At 63.5% G+C, this 4,746-nt stretch carries 5 protein-coding genes; 1 reads left to right on the top strand and 4 read right to left on the bottom strand.

The genetic code is table 11. From position 1 onward, the window contains the following. The 4 genes from RCH91_RS13695 to RCH91_RS13680 form a co-directional block, all read right to left on the bottom strand. Positions 1-655 (bottom strand): ABC transporter ATP-binding protein (locus tag RCH91_RS13695; protein ID WP_306535527.1); only part of this gene is annotated, 655 nt, incomplete at its 3' end. Next, complete coding sequence (locus RCH91_RS13690) at positions 648-1,805, bottom strand: ABC transporter permease (RefSeq protein WP_306535526.1); 1,158 nt, start codon at positions 1,803-1,805, stop codon at positions 648-650. The genes RCH91_RS13695 and RCH91_RS13690, both read right to left, overlap by 8 nt. Position 1,806: 1 nt before the next feature. Then, entirely contained in the window at positions 1,807-2,199 is a 393-nt protein-coding gene (locus RCH91_RS13685) for a hypothetical protein (RefSeq protein ID WP_306535525.1), read from the bottom strand. A gap of 123 nt (positions 2,200-2,322) precedes the next feature. Beyond that, the gene (locus RCH91_RS13680; protein WP_306535524.1) at positions 2,323-2,664 is read right to left on the bottom strand and encodes a hypothetical protein; all 342 of its coding nucleotides are present in this window, start codon (positions 2,662-2,664) and stop codon (positions 2,323-2,325) included. A 222-nt stretch (positions 2,665-2,886) separates the two neighbouring features. On the opposite strand from RCH91_RS13680, the gene hcp reads away from it, so the two are divergent. Beyond that, positions 2,887-4,536, top strand: coding sequence for a hydroxylamine reductase (gene hcp, locus RCH91_RS13675; protein WP_306535523.1), 1,650 nt, complete (start codon positions 2,887-2,889; stop codon positions 4,534-4,536). The last annotated feature ends 210 nt before the right edge of the window (positions 4,537-4,746 follow it).

The raw sequence follows: 4,746 nt of genomic DNA, 5'->3' as shown, positions 1-4,746 counted from the left end.
CCATCTCATAGATGGTGTTGAACACGTCCAGAGCGCGGTGATCATGGGTTACCAAGATCACGGCACCGTTCTGTTCGTGGGCGACTTTACGGAACAGCTCCATCACCTGGTGCCCTCTCTGGCTGTCCAACGCGGCTGTGGGCTCGTCGGCGAGAATCAGACTGGGCCGGTTGGCAAGCACACGCACCACTGCCACCCGCTGCTGCTGGCCCCCGGAGAGCTCCCGGGGCCGCGCCGTGAGCTTCTGGCCGAGCCCCACCAGTTCCAGCAGCTCCCGGGAGCGCTCCTTCTGGAGCTTTGCCGGCACGCCGGCGAACATCATGGCCGCCGCCACGTTCTCCTGGGCGGTGAGGTTCCCCAGGAGGTTGAAGAACTGGAAGACGAAGCCGATCTTTTCGGCCCGAAGCCGGGCGAGCTTCCCGTTGGAGAGGCCGCTCAACTCGACTCCGTCAACCTGGACGCTCCCGGAGGAGGGGTGGTCGAGGCCGCCGATCAGGTGCATGAGGGTACTCTTGCCGTGGCCCGAGGGGCCGACGATGGCGCAGAAGGTCCCCCGGGGGATCGCCAGGGTCGCCCCCCGCAGGGCATGGGTCTCGGCCGCGCCGCTGCCGTAGGTCTTGGTCAGGTTTTCGGTGGTTATGATGGCGTCACTCATGGTTGATGGCCTCCACGGGGGTAAGCCGCGCGGCGCGCCAGGCGGGATAGAGTCCCGCCGCCAGCGCCACCGCCACGGAGAAGAGAATCGAGCCGAGAATGAGCTTCGGATCCAGGGTAAGGGAGCCGCTCCCCTTCACGAAGGAGGTGAAGGCATTCTGGCTCACCAGGGGTGCCGCAAAGGCGGAGACCAGCAGCCCGCCGACCACCCCGAGGACCCCACCCATGAAGCCGTAGCACCCCGACTCCAGGAGAAAGACCGCGAAGATGTCCCGCTGCCGGGCGCCGATGGCCTGCATGATGCCGATCTCCCGGCGCCGCTCGTAGGCGGCGGTGAGCATGGTGTTGACGATGCCGAAGGCCGCTGCCAGGACCGCCACCGCGGCGATGAGCTGGAGCGTCACGTTCACCGTGCCGACGATCCCCAGGACCGATTTCAGCATCTGCCGGTCGGTGACCACCCCGGCGTTGGCCGCACCCTTGATCTTCTCCACATACTCGTCGGTGCGGGAGACGTCGGCCACCCGGACCGCCACGAAGGAGACCTTTTCGCCGGTCTTGAAGAGCTCCTGGGCCAAGGCCAGGGGGATGAAGAGGGTGGAGTCGTCCTTGCTCCCGGTCTCCTTGAGGATACCCTTGACCGGCAGCTCTTGGCCCCGCACCGTAACAATGCTCCCCGGCGCCAGCTTGAACAGCTCCGCCGCCGTGGCCCCGGCCACGATGGCCCGCTCGCCGTCGGCGAAGTAGGCGCCGGAGCCCACCTCCCACCCCTTGAAGGACTTCATGTCGGCGGCGGGGACCCCGGCCACCGGCACGGGCCGGTTCCTGATGGCGGTCTTCTCCGTCACCACCGGCACCGCCGTGAGGCCACCGATTGCCTTGATCCGCCCCACCTCCTCCATGGTGATGGTGGCGGGGAGCTGGTCGCCGGTCAGGACCGACACCTGCTCGTAGGCGCACGACCCCTTGGGGGTCACCACCAGGTTGGCCCCAAGGGCCGAGGCTTCGCGCCGGATCTCGTCCTTGAGGCTCCCCCCCAGTGCAAGGAACGTCACGAATGACGCGATGCCGATGGTGATCCCCAACAGGGTGAAGACGAGCCTCCCCCGCCGGCGGGTGATGTTTCTGAACACCAGTTTTCCGATGGTCATGTCACCCTCCCAGCTTGTGGTTCTTCACCACCTTCACCTTCTCGGCCACGAAGATGTAGCCCCCGGGCTCCTGGCGGAAGCTGCCGGTCACCTGCACCTCATCCCCGAGGGCCGGCACCTGGCCATTGGCCCGGATCGGGATGAAGACCTTGTTGCAGCCGGGGGTGGTGCACTGGAGCTCCTTCAGGTCCATGATGCCGAAGACCTTGGGGTCCATCTGGGAGGTCCCTCCCATGATGCCGGTGAGGGTGATGCTGCCGGTGTAGGCGGCCGGGTCCGAGGCAACGTCGTTCACGTTGAACGCCTTGGCGTTGTCGCAGCCGGCAAGGGGAAAGGCGGCGCCCGCCGCCAGGGCGAGTGCGATGAGGGCATGGCGAGAGGTCTTCGTGATCATGGTACTGTTCTCCTTGAACGAATGAAATGGTACGGGCGCGCGGCACCGGTCCGCGGACGGGAAAAGGCCGCGCGGATGCCCACGGACATCGAACGGAAGCGGTGAAGCCGAAGGAGGAATGAATCAGGACTGTTCGGGGGGTTGATCTATGGGGGTGATGAAAGGAGTGGCAGGCCGGGACGTGGCCACCGGCAGAAAAGAGGTGATTCCCGCGCGGCGGGAGCCAAGATCGATGACGGCAGCGACGGCAAGTTCCAGACAGGTCAGGCAGTGGCAGTCGGGGGATGAACAGGGGGAGGAGTCGTCCTCGCCGGACGGGAGGTCGCCCTCGTCGGCACCGCCGCAGCAGGAATCCACCGCCACAGGCTCTCCCGCCGAGGACGCGAGCACAACCCCTCCGCTGAAGATGCCGAGGGCAATGAGCAGCACGGCCAGGGAGACTATCCGAATGAACGACGACGTCATATCGTCTACTTTAGTGGGTTGGTCGGGAAAAAGTCAACGCTGAAGTGGCAGTCCCCCGTTGCGGCCAATCTCGGAAATCTTGACCAAGGTCAAAGATAACGGGCGGCAGGTGAGGTATCACTGGATCACACGAACGATTGCAAATGGGCCGTGAGCAGGTAAAGTTAAAAATGGTTTCTCACCACAATCCCTATCAACAACCACTCAAAGGAGGAAACAACAATGGGAATGTTCTGTAACCAGTGCGAACAGGCCGCCAAGGGCGTCGGCTGCGACATCATCGGAGTATGCGGCAAGAATCCCGAGGTGGCAGCGCTGCAAGACCTCATGCTCTTCGGCCTCAAGGGGCTCGGCATCTATGCTGAGAAAGCCCGAGAGCTGGGCAAGAAGGACGAGGCCATCGACCTCTTCATGATCGAAGGTCTCTTCACCACCGTCACCAACGTGGACTTCGACCCGGTCCAGCTTGCCGGCAAGCTCCGCACCTGCTACGACAGCAAGGAGAAGATCAAGGCCGTCTACGAGACCGCTTACCGGGAGAAGAACGGCGCCAGCGCCCCGGCAATCACCGCCGGCCCCGCCGCATGGGTCATCGCCGGCGACCTGGCAGGGCTCGTGAAGCAGGGCGAGGAGCACGGCATCAACACCCACCACGCCGACGCCGACATCCGCTCCGCCATTGAAATCCTCATCTACGGCCTCAAGGGTATGGCCGCCTACGCCGACCACGCCTACATCCTCGGCAAGAAGGACGAGGAAGTGTTCGCCTTCTTCCACAAGGCCATGGCCGCCACCGCCGACCCGGCCAAGGGGCTCATGGACTTCGTGGGGCTCTCCATGGAGTGCGGCAAGCTCAACATCAAGGTCATGGGGATGCTGAACGAGGGGCACGTGGACCACTACGGCCACCCGGTCCCCACCAAGGTCCCGACCGGCACCCGCAAGGGGAAGGGTATCCTCGTCTCGGGCCACGACCTCCGGATGCTGGAGGAACTCCTGAAGCAGACCGCCGGCAAGGGGATCGACATCTACACCCACGGCGAGATGCTCCCGGCCCACGGCTACCCCGGCCTCAAGCAGAAGTACTCTCACCTCTACGGCAACTTCGGCGGCGCATGGCAGGACCAGGCGAAGGAATTCCCCCTCTTCCCCGGCGCCATCATCTTCAACACCAACTGCATCCAGCGTCCGGCCGATTCCTACAAGGACCGCCTCTTCTCCTGGGGTCAGGTGGGGTGGCCCGGCGTGAAGCACATCAACGGCTGGGACTTCAGCGAAGTCATCAACAAGGCCATTGAGTGCCCCGAACTGACCGACGCACCGGAGAAAGAAATCCTCACCGGCTTCGGCCACAACGCCGTCCTCGGCGTGGCCGACAAGGTGATCGAAGGGGTGAAGGCCGGCGCCATCAAGCACTTCTTCCTCATCGGCGGCTGCGACGGCGCCAAGCCTGGCCGCAACTACTACACCGAACTGGCCGAACAGGTACCCCAGGACTGCGTGATCCTGACCCTCGCCTGCGGCAAGTACCGCTTCAACAAGCTGGAGTTCGGCGACATCGGCGGCATCCCGCGGCTCCTGGACATCGGCCAGTGCAACGACGCCTACTCGGCCCTCCAGATCGCCCTGGCCCTGGCCGACGCCTTCAAGTGCGGCGTCAATGATCTGCCCCTCTCCATGATCCTCTCCTGGTACGAGCAGAAGGCGGTGGTCATCCTCCTGTCGCTGCTGCACCTGGGGATCAAGAACATCAAGATCGGCCCGAGCCTCCCGGCCTTCGTCACCCCGAACGTCCTCAACTTCCTGGTCGAGAACTTCAACCTGGGCCCCATCACCACGCCGGAAGCCGACCTGAAGGCGGCCTTGGGATAGTCTCCCCCGCTACTCACACATTGTAAAAAGGCGCGGAGAGCAATCTCCGCGCCTTTTTACGTCTAATCACCCGAACTTTGACACTTTGCACCTACCTGGTCACAGGTAACCTGCCGATATCACTTGCTGATGTCGGTTTTTTCTGGTCGATTATGTAGTACGTACACATCTGCAATATTGCTTGATATTCGTAATTAATGTGGTATTGTG

The sequence above is a fragment of the Geobacter sp. genome, from assembly GCF_030834625.1.
Classification (GTDB): domain Bacteria; phylum Desulfobacterota; class Desulfuromonadia; order Geobacterales; family Geobacteraceae; genus Geobacter.
Note: the sequence above shows the minus strand (reverse complement) of the source record. Positions and strands in the feature narration are given on the sequence as shown.

Coding starts and splice junctions, on each gene's coding strand:
- RCH91_RS13680 (WP_306535524.1), bottom strand. CDS start 2,664: ATGACGTCGTCGTTCATTCGGATAGTCTCCCTGGCCGTGCTGCTCATT.
- RCH91_RS13685 (WP_306535525.1), bottom strand. CDS start 2,199: ATGATCACGAAGACCTCTCGCCATGCCCTCATCGCACTCGCCCTGGCG.
- RCH91_RS13690 (WP_306535526.1), bottom strand. CDS start 1,805: ATGACCATCGGAAAACTGGTGTTCAGAAACATCACCCGCCGGCGGGGG.
- hcp (WP_306535523.1), top strand. CDS start 2,887: ATGGGAATGTTCTGTAACCAGTGCGAACAGGCCGCCAAGGGCGTCGGC.